Here is a 22117-nt window from a genome sequence, read left to right on the forward strand (position 1 = left end):
TGCGCAACTACGTTCCCCATTAATATCCTAGCTCTACCATTGCATCAGCAACCTTTTTGAACCCCGCGATATTTGCCCCGCGGACATAATTGATATAGCCGTCTTCCGTTCCTTCACGGACACAGGACGCATGGATTGCGCTCATGATATCATGAAGTTTTGCATCGACCTCCTGGGCACTCCATCCATAGTGCATGGCATTCTGGCTCATCTCCAGGCCGCTGACTGCTACCCCACCCGCATTGGCCGCCTTTCCCGGAGCAAAGGGAATCTTCTTTTCCAGGAAGAAATCCACGGCTTGCCTCTGGCAACCCATGTTGGAAGTCTCGACAACATACGTGATGCCGTTGGAAACCAATATCTTCGCGTCTTCCACATCCAGCTCGTTCTGGATGGCGCACGGGAACGCCATATCGACCTTGACTTCCCATGGCTTGCGTCCCTTGATGAACGCAGCCCCGAACCGTTTGGCATAAGGCTCGACGACATCATTGTTAGAAAGCCGCAACGCGTTCATATACGCCCATTTCTCAGGCGTCCTGATGCCATCTTCATCCAAGATATAGCCATCAGGCCCGCTGATTGTCATGACCTTCGCGCCCAAGTGCGTCGCCTTCATCGCCGCTCCCCATGCCACATTGCCGAAGCCGCTGAGTGCTATCCGCTTCCCGGCAAAGGTGTCCCCATGCGCTTCCAGCATCTCCTTGGCAAAATACATCGCCCCGAATCCTGTTGCCTCCGGGCGAACCAGCGATCCTCCCCATCCTTTGCCCTTGCCCGTAAGGACACCGGTATTTTCCGTGACAATCTTCTTGTATTGCCCATAAAGGAAGCCTATTTCCCGTGTCCCGACTCCAATGTCTCCAGCCGGGACATCAGTATCCGAACCTATGTACTTATATAGTTCCGTCATGAAAGAACGACAGAAACGCAATATCTCGGCATCACTCTTTCCTTTGGGGTTGAAATCACTCCCGCCTTTTGCGCCACCCATGGGTAGTGTCGTCAGGCTGTTTTTCAATGTCTGCTCAAAGCCCAGGAACTTCAAGGTTCCCATGGTGACATTGGGATGGAACCGCAAGCCACCTTTATATGGCCCTATGGTATTGTTGAACTGGACGCGATAGCCACGGTTCACCTGAAGCCTTCCCTCATCATCCTCCCATTCAACTCTGAAAGATATCACGCGGTCGGGTTCCGTGATTCGTTCAAGGATGCGTGCCTTCTGGTACACAGGATTCATATTCACTACATCAAGCACAGATTCCACGACCTCGCCAACGGCTTGTGAGAATTCTGGCTCTCCGGGGTTTCTGCGTTCCAAGTCAGCCATGAATACGTTCAAATCATACATAGAAGAACCTCCAGATGGTGTTCGGTGTTTCATCGTATTTTTTTGCTGTCGTCTGACCAAGCGTCTTTCCCGATAATTTTCACCGCATGCAGACAAGCAAAGAGATATGACATCATCCAATTCTCTCATTGTTTTCCCATAATTTCCAACATTTTGGTATTAAATCTTACATCGCTTTAATTCTTTTCGAGTAATGCATATGAAAGAATACGTGCATAAATGAGCGGGAATTGTAATAAAAAGAGACAATTTTTTAGTAAAGCCGCACATAGAAAAGCAAATCAGGATTTGCCACCGCAAAGGTCGAAAAACGCAAAAAAATGGGATCTACAGGAAAAACCCGCAAATCCCAAGACAGACATAACAGACATTCTTGATGAAGCGACCACTCCAGTTGACCGCTTCACCTGACTGGTTCAATACGCCTTTTCATGTACGCCCAGCACTGCTCGGCCTGACGGTTCGTTCATTTTCTTGAACGCTTCGTCCCATTCCAGGGCAATCGGCGTAGAACAAGCTACCGAAGCCTCATGCGGAACGCACGCCGCAGCGGAATCAGAGGGGAAACGCTCAGTGAAAAGCGCACGATAGTAATACTCCTCCTTGGTAGCCGGAGTATTGACTGGAAAACGCTTGGCGGCGGAAGCAAACTGACGGTCGCTCACTTCCTTCTCGGTAAGCGAACGAAGCGTATCAATCCAGTTGTAGCCGACCCCGTCAGAGAACTGCTCCTTCTGACGCCAGACGATTTCCTCAGGCAGATAGTCCCGGAAAGCCTCACGGAGAATCCACTTCTCAATCCGTGGCTTGCCGTCAGCAGTACGGCACAGCTTGTCCTTTGGATTCAACGTCATCGCCACATCAATGAACTCCTTGTCCAAGAAGGGCACGCGGCCTTCAACGCCCCATGCGGCAAGCGACTTGTTCGCCCGCAGACAGTCGTACAGATGCAGCTTGCCCAACTTTCGGACAGTCTCCTCATGGAGAGCCTCAGCGGTGGGAGCCTTATGGAAGTACAGATAGCCACCAAAAAGTTCATCCGAACCTTCCCCTGACAGAACCATTTTGATGCCCATGCTCTTGATGACGCGGGCAAGGAGATACATAGGAGTCGATGCCCTGACGGTCGTGATATCATATGTTTCCAGATGGTAGATTACCTCTCCAAGGACATCAAGTGCCTCCTGGATGGTGAAATGCACCTCATGATGAACGGTGCCTATGAAGTCAGCGGCCTTGCGTGCCGCCACCAAATCAGGCGAGCCCTCCAGCCCAATGGCAAAACTGTGGAGACGCGGCCACCATGCTGTCTCTGCATCCTGGGTTTCGATGCGCTTTGCGGCGTACTTTGCCGTGACAGCCGCTATGATGGAACTGTCCAATCCACCTGAAAGCAAGACCCCATATGGCACATCACACATCAACTGCCGTTTCACCGCTGATTCCAGGGATGCACGCAACCTGTCGATATCCGACACATTGTTCTTCACCGCTTCATAGGTAGTCCATGCACGGTCATACCATTGGGTCGGGACCTTATCCGGACTATAGAAATACTGTCCGGGAAGAAATTCCTGAATGGTAGGACATATCCCTTCAAGCGCCTTGAGCTCGCTCGCCACATAGTAGCAACCTTCCCCATCCCATCCCTGGTACAGGGGGATGATGCCAATATGGTCGCGGGCGATGAGGTAGACATCCTTCTCAATGTCATAAAGAGCAAAGGCAAAGATGCCGTTCAAGTCCTCCAGGAAAGCTGTGCCTTTCTCTCGGTACAGGGCAAGGATGACTTCACAGTCACTCTGGGTCAGAAACTCATAGTAAGGATTACCGTTCTTTCCGTTGAAATGTTCGCGTATCTCGCGATGATTGTAGATTTCGCCATTGACAGCCAAGACCACATTGCCGTCTTTCGTATACAGGGGTTGCTTCCCGGACAGCGGGTCAACGATGGACAACCGCTCATGGGAAATGACTGCGTCATCGCCGCACCAGATGCCGGACCAGTCCGGACCACGGTGGCGAAGGCGGCGGCTCATGCCGAGAACTTTGTCCCGGTATGTCGCGGCACCGTCCTTGATGTCAAACATTCCGACGAAACCACACATCTCTTACCTCCAATCCAAGCACGGACACATGTGCCTGGGTTATTCCCGGAATTGTACTTTCTTGAAATTTCCCCTGTCAATGCAGCCAAGGAAAAAATACGGGAAAGTGGTTTTTATTCGACAAAAAAGGGGTGTAAGCTCCAAATCCTCCCGCATGGAATTGTAAGAGACGCTTATACATGATAAGCTTTTTTATACTTATAAAAAAACTTGTTCAGCTCGCCTTATTCCAGAAGGGATGAAAATGAATGAGAGAGAGCCTAAACCAAGCGTCATGGTCTTTCTGACCATCCTGATGCTTCTTATCACCTTCATTTCATGCGACAACAAACTGAATGTTTCAAATACCAACGAGGTACGCTTCACTACGGAAATCGGACGCAAGGCCATGGCAAATTCCGAATGGCAAGCCAATGATAAAGTCGGTATCTACATGGTAGTTCATGATGCCCTGACAGCTTCTGCCGCCTCAGAACGTGCAAACAAACTCTATACGGCTGACACATCCTTCCAGACTTCCGGCTTCAGTCCTGCTGATAATGCCAATACCTTGAAGTGGGACGACATCTCCAATCCTGCCATCACACACTTCGACTTCATCGCCTACTATCCTTACGTATCTCCCATCGCCAATACCACCGCTCTACCCATAAATGTCTATCCGGGTTCCGGGGAACAGGATACCGGAAAGGCCGACTTCCTGTGGGGACGCACCGACAACGTACAGAACAATACCTCAACGGTGCATCTGAAGCTTGACCATATGCTCTCCCGCCTGATTGTCAACATCTCTCCCAGCACGACCATCGATGCGGACGCCATCACGGGTGGCGTACTTTCCGTTATGGTCGAAGGCACAAGCACGCAAGGCACGTTCAACCTGGATACCGGAGCCTTGTCAGTCACAAGTTCCGTTGAGGGAATCAAAATGAAGGACATCTCCCACACCCTCAGTCAAGCAGACCAGGATGCGGGCAAGCGCAGGTTTGAAGCGGTACTGATACCTGTGGTTCACTCGGAGATCCTGCTGGATACTTTGAAACTGGAATTTACCCTGGGCTCTGATACATACACGTGGGCAGCAACTTCCATAGCTGAGGGAGACAAACACCTGATTCACTTTGACAAAGGCAAGACTCATGTCTACAACATGACGCTGAACACGGATGCTCATGAAGTCTCCGTTGCCGCCATCCAGATTGAGATACAGGACTGGGACACCGGGGACGGCGGAAACTGGGGTGCTACGCCAAAGTTATACCGCCTCTCCTTTTCCAGAAACGGTGCCATGGTCGGGGATGAGCCGGAAGATCTGTACGCTCATGCGGGCGACACGGTTACACTGCCGGATTCCGGGACATTGGAGAAGACTGGCTATTACTACTTCGGTGGATGGGATACCACTTCTAACGGCAACGGGGTTCAGTATGCCATTGGTGACACATTAGAGATTCTTGACCAGGATGTGACGCTGTATGCACGGTGGTTGGTGAAGATTAAGTCAGTCTCCGCCGGAGATACCCATACGATGATACTGAAGGAGGACGGGACGCTCTGGGCGACAGGACAGAACAACTATGGTCAACTGGGTGTCGGCGATACGATTGACAGAAGCACGCCCGTGCAAATCATGACTGGTGTCAAGGAGATCGCAGCTGGAAGCACTCACACAATGATCCTGAAGGAGGACGGGACGCTCTGGGCAACCGGACGGAACACCTATGGTCAACTGGGTGTCGGCGCTACGCCTACCCAGACAAGCGCGCCCGTGCAAATCATGACTGGTGTCAAGGAGATCTCAGCTGGAAGCACTCACACGATGATCCTGAAGGAGAACGGGACGCTCTGGGCAACCGGACGGAACAACTATGGTCAACTGGGTGTCGGCGATACGACTAACAGAAGCACGCCCGTACAAGTCTGGGATTCTGCCAATGGTTCCGTGTTCATGACTGGTGTCAAGGCTGTCTCCGCCGGAGCCTCCCATACGATGATCCTGAAGGAGAACGGGACACTCTGGGCGACAGGTCGCAACTTTTATTATCAGCTGGCCGACGGCACTAAAATCGACAAAAACATACCCGTACAGGTCATATCCATGGGCTCTGATGTCGAGGCCGTCTCCGCCGGAACCTACCATACGATGATCCTGAAGAAGAACAGGGAGCTATGGGCAGTAGGAAACAACCAATCAGGTCAGCTGGGCGACAACACCCAGACCACCAGATCATCGCCTGTGCAAGTCAAGGCTAGTACCATTCTCAACGACTTCATGATTGATGTCGAGGCTGTCTCCATCTGGGATTATCACACGATAATCCTGAAGAAAAACGGGACGCTCTGGGCGACAGGAAACAACAGTTCTGGACAACTGGGTATCGGTGCTACGCCTGCCCAGATAAGCATCCCCATGCAGGTCAAGGGTGCTGACGGGGTCGGATTCATGACTGATGTCGCATCAGTCTCCACCGGAACCTCTCACACGATGATCGTGGGTACAGACGGGACACTCTGGGCGACTGGATTGAACAATAAAGGCCAACTGGGTGACGGCACTACGACCACCAGAACCACACCCGTGCAGATTATTTTCTGATTGAAGACATAGGGAATACCGGCGCACGCCGACCGATTAACAGGTCATTCTGTTGCGCCGGTTTGCTGTATTCTTCTTAATCAAAGAATCACACCGCCAAAGATTTCTCTCAGAGCATCGACCACAACATCACAATCCCCACATGAAACGACAAGAGGAGGAACAAAACGCAGGACATCAGTTCCCGCAGACGCTATCAGGACACCACGTTCCCGACACGCCGTCACTACATTGCCCGGAGGCAAAGCGACTTGCAATCCGCGGATAAGCCCCCTCCCCCTTACGGCCAGAGCAATGGAAGGAAAGTCTTCCACCAAGGCGACAAGAGAGGAACCCAGATAGCTGCCAATTTCCCGAACATGAGAGAGAAAATCGGGGTTGGAGAACCGTCTGAGGACGACACATGCCGCAGTCATCGCCAGAAGGTTGCCCCCGAAGGTCGAACCATGGTCGCCTGTCGTCAAGACTCCGCAAGCTTTCCCGCCCACCACCATGGCTCCGACAGGGACGCCTCCGCCCAAGCCTTTGGCAAGGGTCATCACATCAGGCTTCACCCCGCTTTTCTGCCATGAGAATGCATCACCCGTCCGTCCCATGCCACACTGCACCTCGTCCATGATCAACAAGAGACCATGTTTCCTGGCCAGGGATGAAAGCCCCATGAGAAAATCATCCGTGGCCTCGATGATGCCGCCTTCACCCTGTATCCCTTCCACCATGATGGCGCAGGTTCGGGGAGTAATCAAAGCCTCCACCGATGCCAAATCATTGTACATGGCGTAGGAAAATCCAGGGACAAGAGGCTCGAAAGCCACACGATATTTTTTCTGCCCGGTCGCTGACAAAGCCCCGCAGGTACGTCCATGGAAGGAGTGATCCATAGCAATGATATCAGTGCATGCCTCTCCTTTCGTGATGCGTCCCCATTTATGGGCGAGCTTGATGGCCGCCTCATTCGCTTCGGCTCCGCTATTGCAGAAGAACGCCTCATCCATGCCGCTTAAGCCAGCCAGCAATGATGCCGCTTCCACGGCATGAGGATTCCAATAGAGGTTCGAGCAATGAAGAAGACCATCATCAATGGTTTTCTTGAGGCTTTCGCTCAATTCCGCATCGCCATATCCCAAAGCATTGACCGCTATGCCGGCTACGAAATCCAGATACGTCTTTCCTTCGACATCGTTCACCGTCACGCCAGAACCTGAACAAAGAATCAGGGGAGCCCGTGCGTACAGAGGAATGGTATGACCGCTTCCCCGGTCAATGATGTCCTGCGTATTCATCGTACTCATGCCTGTTCCTCCTTTCCGACTTCACTGTCCGCCTGGTCGTTACTACCTACCTCATCATCACCGGTCATCATGGTTCCGATGCCCCTGTGCGTATAGATTTCCAGGAGGATGCTATGGGCGACCCGCCCGTCAAGTATGTGGACGTGCCTTACTCCCTTGTCCAAGGCGGCAATGCAACATTCTGTCTTGGGAACCATGCCGCCGGAGATGACACCCTCCGCCATCAAGCCCCTTGCCTGCGACACAGTAAGGGAACGGAACAACGTTGAGGAATCACCGACATCGGCAAGGATACCTTCCACATCGGTGAGAAATACCAGCTTCCGAGCCTTGAGCGCACCTGCCACCGCTACGGCGGCATAGTCGGCGTTGATGTTGTAGGTTGCGCCATCTTGCCCAATGCCCACCGGCGAAATTACCGGAATGAAACCACTGTCCAAGAGGGATTCAATCAAGGTCACATCCACATGGACGACATTACCAACATAGCCTAAATCCTCATTATGATGTCCCTTTTTCTTCTCGACTTGCAATGTCCGACCATCTTTTCCGCTGATTCCCACAGCTCCAACCCCGACCTTCTCCAAATCGCTGGCCAGATTCTTGCCTATGGAACCTGACAGAACCATCTCCGCCACCTGAGCAGTCTGTACGTCAGTAACCCTCTGCCCTCCTATGAAACGGGTGGGGATTCCCAGCCGTCCGAGCATGTCGGTAATCTCCCGTCCTCCCCCATGAACCACGACAGGACGAAGTCCCAGATATTTCAGCATGGCAATGTCGGTGATGACCGCCATCTTGAGGCTCTCGTCCGTCATGGCGCTGCCACCGTACTTGATGACGACAGTGCTTCCGGCAAAGGTTCTGATATACGGGATAGCCTCAATCAGCACTTCCGCCTTTGCAATTTCCCTGCTCATGTCCATGGTCTTTTAGCTCCTGTAATCGCCGTTAATCCGCACATAGTCATAGCTGAGGTCACAGCCCCATGCGGTCGCGTCTTCTTCTCCATCTCCCAATACGGCTTTCACCGTCACATCCTTCTCCATGAGAATCTTCTTGGCCTGCGTTTCATCGAAAGCAAGAGGCATCCCTTCCCTGACAACCTGGATGGTTCCGGCATGGCTGATGAACCAAAGAGATGCCAAGTCGGGATTGAACGTGGCGCCGCTGTAGCCCATGGCGCAAAGGATGCGCCCCCAGTTGGCATCCGCACCAAAGAAGGCGGTTTTCACCAAGTTGGACGATATGACTGAACGGGCAAGAATCCGAGCATCACCTTTGGTCGCCGCTCCGGATACGTTCACTTCAATGAAATGTCCGGCTCCCTCCCCGTCCCTCACAATTTCACGGGCAAGATGTCCAAGAACGTAGGTGAAAGCATCAGAAAACTCATCCCATCCGGCCTGTTCCTTCTCAACTACAACGCCGGAAGCCCCGTTAGCCAAGACAAGTACCGTATCGTTGGTGGATGTGTCGCCATCGACCGATATCATGTTGAAAGTGTCCGCAATACTGTCTCCCAGCAGTTCTTGGAGAAGGGATGTGGAAATTCCGGCATCAGTGGTGATGAACGCAAGCATGGTGGCCAAGTTGGGATGAATCATGCCGGAACCTTTTGCCATACCGCCGATGGTCACTGTCTTGCCGCCAATCTCACAGCTGACAGCCATGACTTTCTCCGTCGTATCAGTGGTAAGTATGGCGTGGGCGGCATCATCAGCGGAAGCTGCGGAAGCAGCGGAATCGGTGGAATGTGCGGATGAACTTCCGGAAACAATCATGGCCGAGGCAGCAGTGATGCCACAGAGCAGTCTGTCCATGGGCAGCGGGACGCCGATGACGCCGGTGGAACAGACCAGGATATTCTCTGCCTTCATGCCGGAAACGGCCGTCTCACGCAATTCAAGACTCTCAAGAGCAGATGCCGCATGAGCGGCGGTCGCTTGTGCGTCAATCATGCCCCTGGCACCGGTGCATGCGTTGGCGTTGCCACTGTTCACCACTATGGCATGAACCGGCCCTCCGGCGTCAATGATGGCCTTGTCCCAGACGACCGGCGCAGCCTTGACTACATTGGTAGTGAACACCCCTGCCGCACTACAGGGGCGGGAACTGACTATCAAGGCAAGGTCTTTCTTTTTTTTCTTGATACCGCAGGCTACTCCTACAGCTTGGAACCCTTTTGCCGCGGCAATGCCGCCGGTGATAATCTTCATGCTGCTTCCTCGTTCAGATGGGAAATATACCTGATGCCGACAGGCCGGTGTCTTCGTCACAACCCATGACGACATTCATGTTCTGGAGGGCTTGTCCTGCCGCTCCTTTGACCAGGTTGTCCAATGCGCCGACGACAATGATGCGCCCGGTGCGTTCATCAATCACCCAGCCGATGTCACATCTGTTGCTTCCTTTGACCCACCGTGTCTGTGGCAGTGAAGATGACGGCCTCATGCCGATGAACTTCTCTTTTCCATAAGCATCTTCATAAGCGGCTGCGACAGAACTGGCGTTGACGCCTGCCTTGAGGGAAGCGTAACAGGTCGTCAAGATGCCCCGATCCATGGGAATCAGGTGGGGCGTGAACTGAACAATGACCGGCTGTCCTCCCTGGCGGGCAAAGCCAAGCTCCTGCTCTATCTCCGGTGTATGCCGGTGGACGGCCACGCCGTAGGCTTTCACTGACTCGTTTGCCTCGCAGAACTGAGTGTCAATGGAAAGCTCCCGTCCCGCTCCGCTCACCCCGCTTTTAGCATCAATGATGATGCCCTCCGGTTCAATCAGTCCTTGCTTGAGAAGTGGATGCAGGCTCAAGATGGAACAGGTTGTATAGCAGCCGGGATTGGCTATCAGCCGGCTGTTCCTGATTTCATCCCGATGCAGTTCGACCAGTCCGTACACCGCTTTTTCCAACAAGGCAGACGGTGCCGCCAGTTTCTTGTACCACGCTTCATAAACTGCCCTGTCACGCAGGCGAAAATCGGCGCCAAGGTCAATGACCACAGTCTTCTTCAAGATATCTTCATTGAGCGTCCCCGCCGCAATGCCCGCTGGCAGAGCAAGGAATATGACATCACAGGAAGCGGCAGCAGTCTGTATGTCATCATCCTGAAGCAGAATGTCTCCCTCCGGTGACGCAAGATGAGGATGGATGTCCTTCAGTTTCCGTCCGGCATGGGAGTGCGAGCCGGCATACGTGAGGCGGGCATGATGATGCCGTGCAACCATATGGGCAAGCTGTACGCCTGCGTAACCGGTGATTCCGATGATTCCGACGCTGAACATATTTCCTCCTGTCTGCGTATCTGACATTATACATAAATATTCAGCATATTCCAGTATATTGGAATAAATATACAATAATTCACCTATAATATAGTAAATTTATTCATTGAGTTCTAAAGATTCCTTAAAAGAAGAAGATATTGACAGTACACTCAAACGAGTACATATTCAGAACCAGAAACGGTCTGCCTATAAAACAACTCACCCTTACCACTACCATCAAGGGAGAACACACATGGAACGATTCCTTTTGCTTCCCGATTCCTTCAAAGGGACAATGGATTCCCGGCAGGTATGCTCCATCATGAAACGGGCTATCCTTACTCACTATCCGGAAGCAAAAGTAGTTTCGATTCCTGTGGCCGATGGAGGTGAAGGAAGTGTTGACGCTTTCCTGGCATCACAAGAAGGACGCAAAATCACCACAACAGTGAAAGGCCCTTTCATGGAAGACATGGAAGCCTCATATGCCTTGCTTTCCGATGGGACGGCAATCCTGGAAACAGCTTCCTGCGCGGGGCTGCCTATCGCAGGAGACCGAAAAGAACCGGACAAGACAACGACATATGGCCTCGGACAGTTGATGAGACATGCCGTGGCACAAGGCTGCCGCAAACTGGTCATAGGGCTTGGGGGAAGCTGCACCAATGACTGTGGCGCTGGAGCGGCAGCCGGAGCTGGCGTCATTTTCAAAGATTCAGACAACATGCCATTCGTTCCCACCGGCGGCACGTTATCCAAGGTCGTTTCCATCGATATGAGCGGACTCGATCCGGCAATAAAATCTGTTCCCATTATCGCAATGTGTGATGTCAACAACCCATTATACGGGGAAAACGGAGCGGCGTATGTTTTTTCTCCCCAAAAAGGAGCTGATCCGGATATGGTGGAATCCCTTGACAAAGAACTCAAGGCGTTCGCCGGAATCATCATGACAGAACTCAATGAAGATATAGCACACATTCCAGGCGCAGGTGCCGCCGGAGGTCTCGGCGCAGGCATGCTGGCTTTCTTCAATGCAAAACTTCAAAGAGGTATAGACACCATCCTTGATACGATTGGATTTGACACGCTTGCAGAACAGACGGACTACATCTTCACAGGAGAAGGCAAGCTGGATGCGCAAAGCCTGAGTGGAAAAGTCGTTGTCGGCATAGCCCGGAGGGCAAAGAAACATCATGTCCCTGTCGTGGCTGTTGTAGGAGACATAGGGGATGGCATTGATGACATTTTCAATGAAGGTGTTACAGCGATATTCAGCATCAACAGGATTGCCGCACCCTATTCCGTGCTGAGGACGAGAAGCCAATCAGACATGATGCTGACAATGGACTCAATCATTCGCCTGATCAAATCACGCAAATAGAGTGCCTTTGTACTCATCAAGGAACGCGCCATCCTGCGCCAACTGCTTCTTCAGTTCAGTAATATCCACATCCTGCACAGAAACTCCTGCCTCCGCGCACAATGCCGCGGCAGTTCCTGCGCCTTGGCTTATTGCCATGACAACAGGAGTCACCCTGACGGCGGCGCAAGCCTCATGAGTCGCGCTGATGCATCGGCCTGAAACAATCAGGTTGTCTATCTCATGGGAGACAAGACATCGGTAAGGAACCGAATACCAGCTTCCTGGGCTGAGGAAACGATGCTTTGTGGCAGCTCCGTCAGGAGAATGTATGTCAATTGGATATCCGCCCATTGCAATGGCATCATTGAACATCGTGTTCTCCAGAAGATCCTCCGCCGTGAGCTTGTACACTCCGTTTATCTTGCGGCTTTCACGGATACCGACATACGGTCCTGTCATGACAACTTTACAAGACTCGAATCCGGGGATGTATTTTTGCAGGAACGCGACAATCTCCCTACCCTGGCGTCGTCCCTCAACCTCCGCTTCGGTGAGCTCGAAGGGATCGGTCGCCATCTTCTTTGTAATGCGGGACATGTTGACAATGAACTCTCCCACGTTGTTTGTCTCAAAACACAACACCATGTCCCTGTCTACGGAGAACTCTCCCCGTTCCTTGGCACGTTTCACCAAGGAATAGGCTCCCTGGATTCCTGTGCGCGGGATTTCCCTCAAGCGGTCAAAGGGGATAGTCGGCAGCATGTCGTCCCTGTGCGCAGACACAAAGTCAATCAGCTTGTCGCGGTCAACCCCGGAAACCTTTACGTTCATGGTCATCGGCTGGGCAAGATTATCCGATTCACGCCCGAAGACGCTGGGGACTCCCGCATGGGTGGCTACATCCGCATCCCCTGTACAGTCAATGACCACCTTCGCTTCTACAGAGAACGCTCCGTTCTTTGCATGAAGGGTGATACAGGTGATTTTTTTATCCTGGACATGACAGCCAGTATAAAGCGTATGGTACAGCAGCGTCACTCCGGCTTCCAAAGCCATCTGCTCAAGGACATATTTCAAACCTTCCGTGTCAAACGGTGTCACACTGCTTGCATAACCGACAAAGTCATCCATGTGTCCCGGTGAATAACCGAGGGCTTTCATCCTTTCCACGATTTCATCGGGGATGCCGCGGACGACCTGGGTTTTTCCGGCATGATAGGTCATCTGGGGGCCTGTCCCGTAGCGGGTCAGGGCGCCTCCGAGAAAACCACTTTGCTCCACGAGAAGTGTTTTTGCTCCGTGACGCGCAGCGGCGATTGCCGCGACAGTACCGGATGGCCCTCCCCCTACGACAACCACATCATATATGAGATTTTTCATCTTGTTCCCTCTCGGCACGCTCATGCATGGATTGTTTCAGATCGTGATATGTCCGGGCAAAGGCATGAGCCCCAATCTCTGATAAAGCCCGGATTCCTGTCCTGCCCAGCTTCAGTTTTCCAATGCGGAGAATCGGCACGGTGTAGTCCTTGCTTGTCAATCCCAGCTCGGTGCATTCCAGGACATGGAAGAACTCATGGCTCAGGATAAGCTCGACAGCGACATTCATGGACAGGGAATTTTCCTGTGCCCACAGCCTGATTGAAGGCAGATAAAGCACCACTTCTTTCCGACCGGAAACATAGTCGCAAAAGTATCGTCTGTTCCCTACAATCATGTCCTTGTCAATTTCCTTACAGGCTATGCCTTTTTTTGCAAGCAATTCCCTGAACCCGGCATTACCTTCGGCATTACCTTCGGCATTACCTTCGGCATTACCTTCGGCATTACCTTTGGCATTATTTTCGGCACTACCCTCAGCATCACCCACCATAGCAAATATCCGGCGGGCGGCTTGTTCGCCCTTGTCCCATGCGGCACAGACCGCCCGTTCCCTGTCGGCCTGTGGAATCTTGTCATAGCACAGGTCATAGCTCAGCTCGACCAAGGCAAGCTCCTTGCCGGGGAACGGGAAAATCTCATGCGCGGACATGTCACTGTTTTTCTCCATAAGGACTCCCTGATGTGCGAATATGTCCAGAATATGCACCACATCCGCTCAAACATCGACCCGCTTCGTCGCAATGACAATAAGGACTTCTCCGGCAGGGTACCCTGATACCTCCACAGTGCCGAGACTCAGGATTTGGGATTCGCTCTGGAGTCCGGACAGGTCCACAATCTTTTTTCCAAGGACCACATAGATGTTCGGAAGGTTTGCCCCGCCGTCATTGTACTCCGTCAATTCTTCAAGCAGCCACTTTATGTCACTTTCCCATGTTTCCCTGGAACTTTTCCTCACCCATGCATTGTTCTTCTGCAAGCGGATGATGCCTTCATCATCAATCAGACGGAGCGCACGGGTTTCTTTCTTCATCAGTCCAAAAAGTTTTTTTTGTGTCTTCATCTGCTGTATGGCGAACATCTGGCCGTTCTCAGCTGTGACCGTCAGCCCCTGAGAAGCGACATTCAGGTTCCCGGCGACCAAGGAGATGAGCATGGCCTCGGAAAGCTTCTCCTGCCTGAGATCCTTGCTCCGCATTTCAGTGGCGCCGACAGCAATGGCACGCACCAGATTCCTCTGGGTATCCACCTCCACACTGACATCGACTGTTCCGGGAGCCGCTCCGCTTTGGATGGCTTTCATCTCGGCTTCACGTCGCACCTGGACTATATCCTCGTCAGTGGGGTTGATCACCGTCCTTTCAACCATGTCCCTGACCATTGCCAGGGCGACGCCTATCGTAGAAATGACCGGTGCATTCCTGGCCAGTTTCCACGTGTGTTTCATGATACCGGCAAGATGGGGAACGACCACCGCAGCGCCACCGCCGCCACCGACAAACAGAGTAGTACGGGGATTCATGTGATAGTCTTTCAGCAGCTGGGCGACTACGGCACCGTTCTTCACCGCGGCAAAACCCAATACTTTCCGGGCAGCTTCTTCAAGGGAACAGCCCATATTGTCCGCCAATGGCTTCCATGCTATGCGGGCGGCTTCCGCGCTCCCATAAGCGTAATCACCTTCGGTGACATATCCGGCAATATTCGCAGCTCCTGACAGTGTCAGGGCAATCCGGACGCCTCCGTCACATTCAATGCTGGCATAATCAGCGTCCGACGCCGTATGACGAACCGGAACCAAGCGCGGATTCTTCAAAACAGCGGGGTTGGAGAACACTTCGTAGTTCAACCCTACGATATGGGCGGAACGCGGGCCGGTATCCACGGCTTTTCCGTCCTTAATCTTAATCATGCTGCCGCCGCCAATGCCGACCGTGCGCACATCCAGGCTATTGAGATAGGTCTTGTGTCCGCCGACCTCAGCGTACTGGATCATGACCTTCCCGTCCTTGACGCAGGAAATATCGGTGGAAGTCCCTCCCACCTCAAAGAATATCCCGTCGGTCAGCTTCTCATACATGAGCGCTCCGGCGACTCCCGCCGCCGGGCCTGAGAGAATGGTAAGGATAGGACGGGAACGAACCTCATCAACGCTCATGACGCCTCCATCACAGCGCATGATCATCAGAGGACTCGTGATGCCGGCTTTCTGGATGCTCTCCTCGGTCATCGTGGCCGCTTCAAGCATCTTGGGCATCACGCTTGCGTTGATGACCGCGGTTCTCGTCCGTATCCGTAGCCCGTACAGTTTTGAAATGTCATTCGTCGCCGTCCCAGGAATGTTCTTGCGGGTACAGAGGCTCACGGCGAGATTTTCATTTTCAGGATTGTCAACACTGAATGTCTCAGCCGTCACGATGCTTGAACCACCGGACTCCGTCAGTTTTACTATTGCGGCGGAAATATCCGCCGCAAGGTTTGTGCTTTTATCAACGACGACATATTCGTTGATGGTTTCCAGAAATTTTCCGGGAGAAAGCTCGATACGCCCGATGTGGGTGTCCGACTTGCTTTTCAAACCTTCAAGCCCGCTGCCCAGCGTGATGATGCCGACATCCGCGACATCACCCTCAAGCAGCGCATTCGTCGCCTGGGTAGTCCCATGGGCGATGAACACAATATCTTCCGGCTTTATGGAATGCTGTGTCATGATGGCATCCAGCACCTGGACGATACCGGCGGCCACGCCTTCCTTGGCAGTATGCGTCGTAGGAATCTTTACCGTTCCGACCAGCTCATACGTATCATTGTCAATCGCGGCGGCATCAGTGAATGTCCCCCCAACGTCTATGCCAATACGAACCTTCATATCTCACCTTCTCCCTTTCAGTCATTTATATCGTTCAGATGTACAGAATGCCGGACAGAGCCACGCCGAAGACAGCGACCGCCCACAGGTAGGGCAGAAGTTTCTTCGTGATGGTATTCACGTCAACCTCGGTGAAGTTTGCCGTCCAGACATTCTGCGTGTTGGTCGGGTCGCCACAGCCCTGGATTCTTTCAGCGGCAAGGAAAGCACCCATGACAGCAAGAGGCGACAATGAGCCGAGTCCTATGATGAGAGCGGCAATGCCGGAACCAAGCCCAAACAGGTTCATCGGACCGCGGTACAAGGCAAGGGGCGCCAGCAAGGAGAAGAACAGGATGTATCCGATGCGTCCGGATGGCACGACAGCGAGCAGGAATGGATTCAGCGTCGCTTTCACCGTAGGATGCGTCACCGCAAGATACAGGATGCCAATACCAATCATCAGGATGATGGCAGGGCCGCCGTCAGTGATACCGTCATAGCACGTCTTGACAAGAGTGTTCATTGCCTTTGAAAAACTTTTCGCGGTAAAAATCAGTATCCATGCAATGCCGACAATGAAGGAAGGAACGACCGGCCATTTGAAGGCCGCGACCAGGATGATGGGAATTAACGGAGTCAGCACGGCAAAAGCACCGCGCACACCCTTGAGGTTCCTGTCATTTTCTTCTTCTTTCTTGACAGGAGCCGAAAAGCTGAACTTCGTTCCGTTCTTCTTGAACTCGACAAACACAAGGATGAGTGTTGCAAGCGCGGTAGCCGCGAGAAGATAAATCTCAAAATTCCTGATATAGACGATCTCCAAGTTGAAAATCGAGGAAAAAGTCTTCCAGTTGGCAATGTTGAACGTCAGTCCCGTCGTAAAAGCCATGAGGAAAATACAGGCGGCGCTGATGGCGGGAATCCCGACAGAGACCAAGATAGGAAGCACGATGGAGCCAACCATGATGATGGAACCCAGTCCGCTCAAGGTTGTAAAGAGAAGCGCGCATGCCACGACCATAATCAAGGTCACAATCAAAGGTTTGTCACCTCCCAGCTCGGCGCTTTTCTTGATAATCGTTTCAGTGACTCCTGTCTTGTTCATAAGCTGACCAAGCCATGCGCCGAATACGACAGCCATGATAGCCGCCGCCATACGGACCGTCCCTGCCTCAAGCACCGTCTGCAACCAGCCAACCTGGGCTCCCTGTTCGTTGACTTCCACGGCGGGGACTCCTGCGATGATACAAATGACGACCGCCATGAGGGGCAAGGCCAAGAGCGTAGGAATCTTCTTGAGCATCATAAGTGTCGCAATCACCAAGAACGCAGCAATCATGAGAATGCCTTGTAACATAATCCACTTCCTCCCTTTAGGAAACTAATATAAACACAGCATCCATGATGCCGTGACGAACCACATGAAAAAACTTTGCCCCACATCCTGCCTTCTTCACCGTTTCATCTTCTCTTACAGCGCGTCGATGGCTTCACGGAACTCTTGGGTGACAGCCCTAAGCCTTTCAGGAGAGGGATCCTTGCCCAGGACAATGGCGCCGATCATGATTGCCTTGCACCCGGCGTGATGCAAATGCCTGACCTCCGAAGGCTTGATGACCTTCTGCGTAGGAATAAGCGTCGGCTTGCCGACCTTGGCGGAAATATCCGCATATTTCAGGATGTCGGCATAGTTCAACGGTGTCCCGTAAAGCTCGCCCGGCTGTATGCTGCATTCCAAGACATCGATTTCACTGGCACGTATGGCATCCAGCGTGTTCTGGGTATATGTCGAATCAATCGCGGGCATCTTGGTGAGAATCCGGGATTCCATCATATGCACGGGAAGATGCTGGGCGTAGGAAGAAAAGAAGTCCACTCCCAAGGCTTCCATTTCCACCCTTTCCTCAGGGGAAATGAAAGCATCCGCGCCACCGGGAACCAGACCGACCGGAACATCACCGCAAAGACGAACCATATCCCGCAAGAATCCCTTGTTTTCCTGATACGTGCCAAAGGTGTGTCCGCTTGCCCTGTGCCAGACGTTCACATGAACCTTGACGGCATCACATCCACCATCCAAGGCGGCACGTGCCAGTCCAAGGTCATTCTCAGGCAGACTGACGACCAATGAAAATTTCCTTTCCGACAATATCCTGTGCAATTTCATTGAGGCATCTCCTTCAGGACATGTTTTCCTTCATCAGGAAACCAACGCCCTGTCACGTACTTGTCCTGCGATGGTATTCACTTTATCTGTCGCGGGAATATCATCAAGCATCCGGATATCGGGGACAGTTCCGTCATCCATTGCTTTTTTCAATTCCGCTTTCAACGGAGATAAGAATTTCTGGACGTTCCCCACGAAAAAAATGGTGTCCAAGGAAAACAGCATACATATCATCCGTATGGCATTGCATGCTTTCTGAATAAAAACCTTGCCTCCCCTGTCATCAAGGATGAAGGGAACAAGATTTGTCCCGGAAGCTTCCATGCTTCCGCTTCCCACGGGATTCCCATTCTTTTCTTCATGGAGGAACATGTGAGTGATGATGCTTGCAGAGCCGTCCCTCAGAGGAATAAGCTTGCCTTCCAACATGACACTGACCCATACCTGCTTGCCGAAAACCAAGAGCGCGGCATTCTTCTGATCCCGTCTGTCCACCGCCGAGAGAGCATCATCCAGAGTATGTTCCAGGGAAAACTCCTCCAGAACCGGTACCTTGAAGCAGGTGAAAAGCGCATCATGGAGGGAAATGGTCGCCGACGACAATGAGGTCGAATACATGACGGAGAAATCCGAAGCCTGGATATCATCCTGGAAAAGCAGGCCGACTCCCATCAAACGTCCGCTGAGTGAGCTCTTTTCCTCCATGATATTCCGCACGGCATCTACAATCTCGGAAAACACATCGTCTCCGGACAGTTTTCCTTGTCTCGTCACTGCTTGTTCCCGACGGGTCAGGGACATGTCATAGAAATGGAGCGTGACATTGCGCCGGGATATTTCCGCTACAACGAAAAAACCATAGTTCCCATTGAGCCCCAGCTGCATGCGCCGTCGCCCTCCGGTGGAACCCAGGGGAGCAATTTCAATGAGGATGCCATCTTCCAGCAATTCTCCGACAAGACTGGAAACCGTGCTGGGGGCAAGGTTGGTGATTTTCGCTACATCTGTACGGGAGATGGCATCCTGATGCATCAATGAGTTCAGAATCAGATTGGCATTGTGTTTCCTGATGTCCTGCAAGCTGCTTTTTTTCATTGTCCTTTTCCTCTATGGTACCATCCTGAACAGAGGAAAAGCATGGGCGTACAACTTTATTCGGAGTCCGTAATAAGTTGACAGTATCATTGATTCATAAAGTCAGCAAGAAAAAAACCTCAAGGGAACAGAGAAAATTTTTTGAGGGATTTGGTTCCTCATACGCGCCTCGCCAGCCAAGCCGAGGGCATCCGAAAAACGATTGAGACGAAAGGCCACAAAAAAGGGACCAGCAGTCCTGCTCAAGCAGAAACATGTCAGGTCCCTGGGGAAGGCTTAGTATCATGGATACAAATCAGACAAATGCCGATCAGACTGAGAAAAGAAGCTCTCCATAGGTAGGGAACGGCCAGTATCCCTGTCCTACGAACCCTTCCAGCTCATCGCTCATCGCACGGGCTTCCTGCATCCTGGCAAGGATTTCATCACGACAGAAGCGGGCAGCCTCTATGCCGGACAGTCCCTTCAACCTGATGATGGTGTCGTCCAGTTCCTCCACCTTGGCGAACAGGCTGTCCTCAAGGTCGCTGAAACGCTTGACCAGTGTCTTCTCCATGGTCACGGCAAGGCTTGGATCCAAACTGCGTTTGGTAACTGCTTCCGCCGCGTACTTGGCAGAAAAAGCGCTGGCAGCGGGGAGAACCTGCTTGCGGATTATCTCAACAAAGGTAAGTGCCTCGATATTGATGGTCTTTATGTAATTTTCGACCAAAATATCGTAACGGCTATGCAGCTCCGAAGAACTGAACACTTTATATTTCGCAAAGACTTCTTCATTCTTCGGTGCGATGAACGCCGGTAGTGAGTCTGGAGTCGAATGAAGGTTAAGCAACCCTCGCGCCTCCGCTTCCTTCACCCATTCATCACTGTAGTTGTTGCCGTTGAACACAATCCTCTTGTGGGCAAGGTAGGTATCGGTGACAATCTTGGCAAGGGTTTTCTTGAAATCCTTTGTCCCTTCCAGCAGGTCAGAGAACTCATCCAGCTCCTTGGCTATGATGGTGTTGAGGATGATGTTCGGACCGGAGACGGAAAAAGATGAGCCCAGCATGCGGAATTCAAACTTATTGCCGGTAAAGGCAAAGGGGCTTGTACGGTTCCGGTCCGTGCTGTCCCTGGGAATGGGAGGCAGGACATGAACACCCAGAGCCATTGCCTTGCGGCTCTTGGCACCATAGGCTGTACCGTTGGCAAGGGAATCAAGGATTTCAGTCAGCTCCTCTCCCAGATACATCGAGACAATGGCGGGAGGCGCTTCGTTCGCGCCAAGGCGATGGTCGTTGCCCGCGCTGGCGACGGATACGCGCAACAAATCCTGATATTCATCCACCGCCTTGATCACCGCCACAAGAAAGATGAGGAACTGGGCGTTGTCAATCGGGGAATCTCCCGGTTCAAGAAGATTGATGCCCGTGTCGGTCGCCATGGACCAGTTGTTATGCTTGCCCGACCCATTGACCCCGGCAAAAGGCTTTTCATGGAGAAGACAGGCAAGGCCATGCTTGTCGGCAATCTTCTTCATGATTTCCATGATGAGCTGATTATGGTCTACGGCGAGGTTGGATGTCTCGTAGACGGAAGCAAGCTCATGCTGGCTGGGAGCTACTTCGTTATGACGTGTCTTGGCATAGACGCCTAGTTTCCATAGCTCACGATCGAGATCCTGCATATAAGCGGATACACGGGGTCGGATGGGACCGAAATAGTGATCCTCAAGCTCCTGCCCCTTGGGAGGTTTCGCTCCAACCAAGGTACGTCCGCAATGAACCAGGTCTTTGCGCTTGAGATAAAGCTCACGGTCAACCAGGAAGTATTCCTGTTCAGGCCCTGCCGTGGTGATGACTCTCTTGACATCAGTCTTTCCGAACAGACGGAGCAGGCGTACCGCGGAATCACTCAACGCTTCCATGGAACGAAGAAGCGGAGTTTTCTTGTCCAGTGCTTCACCGCTGTAGGAACAGAAAGCCGTGGGGATGCACAGCGTATTGTCCTTGATGAAGGCATAACTCGTAGGATCCCATGCCGTATAGCCGCGAGCCTCGAAGGTAGCGCGGAGACCTCCCGAAGGGAAAGAAGATGCATCAGGCTCTCCCTTAATCAGTTCCTTGCCGGAGAATACCATCAAGACCCGTCCGTCCTTGGTGGGAGAAACAAAGCTCTCATGCTTCTCAGCGGTGATACCGGTCATTGGCTGGAACCAGTGGGTATAATGAGTCGCGCCCAGTCCAATCGCCCATTCCTTCATGGCATTGGCTACGGCGTTGGCTATGGTGATGTCCAAATCTTTGCCGTCTCGAACCGTTTTCTTCAGCGCCTTGTAGATGTCCTGAGGCAATGACTCCTGCATGATCCTGTCATTGAAGACGAGTGACCCAAAATAACTGGAAATCGTATCCATTGATGTTCTCCCCTATAAAAACCGGCTTCGCAATACCTGCATGATATGAAAAAAGACGCCGTAGACCACATGGACTACAGCGTCTTTGCTGATGTCGTTACTTTTACAGGAGACTGCCCGTTTCTGTCAACTCCCAAGGAAAGTCATTTTTCATTTTTCCTTTTCTTTTTCATTTTTGTTTTATATGGGAAATCGGAAGCGCCATCACGCCTCCTACGCAAGCGCGTCTTGCGCCAAGCT

15 protein-coding genes are annotated in these 22117 nt (G+C 52.2%); 2 read left to right on the top strand and 13 right to left on the bottom strand.

The genetic code is table 11. The features are described 5' to 3' along the window. Positions 1-19 precede the first annotated feature (19 nt). On the bottom strand, positions 20-1354 hold the full coding sequence (gdhA, locus tag SPICO_RS09010) for an NADP-specific glutamate dehydrogenase (protein WP_013740359.1): 1335 nt from the start codon (positions 1352-1354) through the stop codon (positions 20-22). Between the two features lie 416 nt (positions 1355-1770). Next, complete coding sequence (gene asnB, locus SPICO_RS09020) at positions 1771-3462, bottom strand: asparagine synthase B (RefSeq protein WP_013740360.1); 1692 nt, start codon at positions 3460-3462, stop codon at positions 1771-1773. A gap of 244 nt (positions 3463-3706) precedes the next feature. Here asnB and SPICO_RS09985 point away from each other — a divergent pair, with 244 nt between their 5' ends. Beyond that, positions 3707-6058: an RCC1 domain-containing protein gene (locus SPICO_RS09985; protein WP_013740361.1), complete on the top strand. Its 2352-nt coding sequence runs from the start codon at positions 3707-3709 to the stop codon at positions 6056-6058. Between the two features lie 80 nt (positions 6059-6138). Here SPICO_RS09985 and SPICO_RS09030 read toward each other — a convergent pair whose 3' ends face one another. The 4 genes from SPICO_RS09030 to argC are packed head-to-tail and all read right to left on the bottom strand — an operon-like array spanning position 6139 to position 10635. Further along, the gene (locus tag SPICO_RS09030; RefSeq protein WP_013740362.1) at positions 6139-7350 is read right to left on the bottom strand and encodes an aspartate aminotransferase family protein; all 1212 of its coding nucleotides are present in this window, start codon (positions 7348-7350) and stop codon (positions 6139-6141) included. After that, positions 7347-8276, bottom strand: coding sequence for an acetylglutamate kinase (argB, locus tag SPICO_RS09035; RefSeq protein ID WP_013740363.1), 930 nt, complete (start codon positions 8274-8276; stop codon positions 7347-7349). Before argB ends, SPICO_RS09030 begins: the two co-directional genes overlap by 4 nt. A 6-nt stretch (positions 8277-8282) precedes the next feature. Further along, positions 8283-9569, bottom strand: coding sequence for a bifunctional glutamate N-acetyltransferase/amino-acid acetyltransferase ArgJ (gene argJ, locus SPICO_RS09040; protein ID WP_013740364.1), 1287 nt, complete (start codon positions 9567-9569; stop codon positions 8283-8285). 13 nt (positions 9570-9582) lie between these two features. After that, positions 9583-10635 carry an N-acetyl-gamma-glutamyl-phosphate reductase gene (gene argC / locus SPICO_RS09045; RefSeq protein ID WP_013740365.1) on the bottom strand — a complete coding sequence of 351 codons (1053 nt, stop codon included), beginning with the start codon at positions 10633-10635 and terminating at the stop codon, positions 9583-9585. A gap of 235 nt (positions 10636-10870) precedes the next feature. Between argC and SPICO_RS09050 the strand changes: the two genes are divergently transcribed. Then, positions 10871-12001, top strand: a complete 1131-nt coding sequence (locus SPICO_RS09050) for a glycerate kinase family protein (RefSeq protein ID WP_013740366.1) — start codon at positions 10871-10873, stop codon at positions 11999-12001. Here SPICO_RS09050 and SPICO_RS09055 read toward each other — a convergent pair. From SPICO_RS09055 to SPICO_RS09085, 7 genes are all read right to left on the bottom strand, one after another. Then, a complete protein-coding gene (locus SPICO_RS09055) occupies positions 11990-13363 on the bottom strand; it encodes an FAD-dependent oxidoreductase (RefSeq protein ID WP_013740367.1) in 1374 nt (457 codons plus the stop codon). The two genes, SPICO_RS09050 and SPICO_RS09055, sit on opposite strands and share 12 nt — an antisense overlap. Next, positions 13344-14033, bottom strand: a complete 690-nt coding sequence (locus SPICO_RS09060; protein WP_013740368.1) for a hypothetical protein — start codon at positions 14031-14033, stop codon at positions 13344-13346. Before SPICO_RS09060 ends, SPICO_RS09055 begins: the two co-directional genes overlap by 20 nt. Before the next feature lie 48 nt (positions 14034-14081). Beyond that, entirely contained in the window at positions 14082-16235 is a 2154-nt protein-coding gene (locus SPICO_RS09065) for a hydantoinase/oxoprolinase family protein (RefSeq protein ID WP_013740369.1), read from the bottom strand. A 34-nt stretch (positions 16236-16269) separates the two neighbouring features. Continuing rightward, positions 16270-17574, bottom strand: coding sequence for a Na+/H+ antiporter NhaC family protein (locus SPICO_RS09070; RefSeq protein WP_013740370.1), 1305 nt, complete (start codon positions 17572-17574; stop codon positions 16270-16272). A gap of 114 nt (positions 17575-17688) precedes the next feature. Further along, positions 17689-18384 (bottom strand): hypothetical protein, encoded by a 696-nt coding sequence (locus SPICO_RS09075; protein WP_013740371.1) that lies wholly within the window; start codon positions 18382-18384, stop codon positions 17689-17691. A 33-nt stretch (positions 18385-18417) separates the two neighbouring features. Continuing rightward, positions 18418-19479, bottom strand: coding sequence for a winged helix-turn-helix domain-containing protein (locus tag SPICO_RS09080; protein ID WP_013740372.1), 1062 nt, complete (start codon positions 19477-19479; stop codon positions 18418-18420). Positions 19480-19789: 310 nt separating this feature from the next. After that, positions 19790-21877 (bottom strand): glutamine synthetase III family protein, encoded by a 2088-nt coding sequence (locus SPICO_RS09085; RefSeq protein ID WP_013740373.1) that lies wholly within the window; start codon positions 21875-21877, stop codon positions 19790-19792. Positions 21878-22117: the final 240 nt, after the last annotated feature.

This window comes from Parasphaerochaeta coccoides DSM 17374 (genome assembly GCF_000208385.1).
Taxonomy (GTDB): domain Bacteria; phylum Spirochaetota; class Spirochaetia; order Sphaerochaetales; family Sphaerochaetaceae; genus Parasphaerochaeta; species Parasphaerochaeta coccoides.

Excerpts from the sequence above, each read along its gene's own strand:
- SPICO_RS09075 (WP_013740371.1), bottom strand. The coding sequence starts at position 18,384 with ATGAAATTGCACAGGATATTGTCGGAAAGGAAATTTTCATTGGTCGTC.
- SPICO_RS09080 (WP_013740372.1), bottom strand. The coding sequence starts at position 19,479 with ATGAAAAAAAGCAGCTTGCAGGACATCAGGAAACACAATGCCAATCTG.
- argB (WP_013740363.1), bottom strand. The coding sequence starts at position 8,276 with ATGGACATGAGCAGGGAAATTGCAAAGGCGGAAGTGCTGATTGAGGCT.
- SPICO_RS09055 (WP_013740367.1), bottom strand. The coding sequence starts at position 13,363 with ATGAAAAATCTCATATATGATGTGGTTGTCGTAGGGGGAGGGCCATCC.
- gdhA (WP_013740359.1), bottom strand. The coding sequence starts at position 1,354 with ATGTATGATTTGAACGTATTCATGGCTGACTTGGAACGCAGAAACCCC.
- SPICO_RS09065 (WP_013740369.1), bottom strand. The coding sequence starts at position 16,235 with ATGAAGGTTCGTATTGGCATAGACGTTGGGGGGACATTCACTGATGCC.
- asnB (WP_013740360.1), bottom strand. The coding sequence starts at position 3,462 with ATGTGTGGTTTCGTCGGAATGTTTGACATCAAGGACGGTGCCGCGACA.
- SPICO_RS09985 (WP_013740361.1), top strand. The coding sequence starts at position 3,707 with ATGAATGAGAGAGAGCCTAAACCAAGCGTCATGGTCTTTCTGACCATC.
- argJ (WP_013740364.1), bottom strand. The coding sequence starts at position 9,569 with ATGAAGATTATCACCGGCGGCATTGCCGCGGCAAAAGGGTTCCAAGCT.
- argC (WP_013740365.1), bottom strand. The coding sequence starts at position 10,635 with ATGTTCAGCGTCGGAATCATCGGAATCACCGGTTACGCAGGCGTACAG.
- SPICO_RS09050 (WP_013740366.1), top strand. The coding sequence starts at position 10,871 with ATGGAACGATTCCTTTTGCTTCCCGATTCCTTCAAAGGGACAATGGAT.
- SPICO_RS09070 (WP_013740370.1), bottom strand. The coding sequence starts at position 17,574 with ATGTTACAAGGCATTCTCATGATTGCTGCGTTCTTGGTGATTGCGACA.
- SPICO_RS09030 (WP_013740362.1), bottom strand. The coding sequence starts at position 7,350 with ATGAGTACGATGAATACGCAGGACATCATTGACCGGGGAAGCGGTCAT.
- SPICO_RS09085 (WP_013740373.1), bottom strand. The coding sequence starts at position 21,877 with ATGGATACGATTTCCAGTTATTTTGGGTCACTCGTCTTCAATGACAGG.
- SPICO_RS09060 (WP_013740368.1), bottom strand. The coding sequence starts at position 14,033 with ATGGAGAAAAACAGTGACATGTCCGCGCATGAGATTTTCCCGTTCCCC.